The sequence below is a fragment of the Streptomyces monashensis genome, from assembly GCF_001866665.1.
GTDB lineage: Bacteria > Actinomycetota > Actinomycetes > Streptomycetales > Streptomycetaceae > Streptomyces > Streptomyces monashensis.
The window spans coordinates 1-330 of record NZ_MLYO01000204.1 but is presented as its reverse complement, the minus strand read 5'-3'; the positions used below and the strand labels follow the sequence as shown (position 1 = coordinate 330).

The window sequence follows — 330 nt, the reverse complement described above, 5'->3', positions numbered from 1 at the left end:
GGCCGACAGCGTGCCGGTGGCATGCCGTGTCCACGTCTCCGCGTCGTCGGAGGCCTCCTCGCGCTGCGAGTAGACCTCCACCGTGCGCGAGCCGCTCTCGTTCGGCGCGCCCACGGCGACCTGGACCCGTACGCCGCCCTGCTGCGGCACCACCAGCGGTGCTTCGATCACCAGCTCTTCCAGGACGCCGCACCCGGCCTCGTCACCGGCCCGCACGGCCAGCTCCACCAGGCCCGTGCCCGGCAGGATGACCACTCCACCGATCGCGTGATCGGCCAGCCAGGGGTGCGACTTCAGCGACAGGCGCGAGGTGAACACCAGCCCGTCGGA

1 protein-coding gene is annotated in these 330 nt (G+C 72.4%); it reads right to left on the bottom strand.

What is annotated here, in order from left to right; genetic code table 11:
- The coding region (locus BIV23_RS45300; RefSeq protein WP_143079296.1) for a polyketide synthase dehydratase domain-containing protein at positions 1–330 on the bottom strand (330 nt) is incomplete at both ends.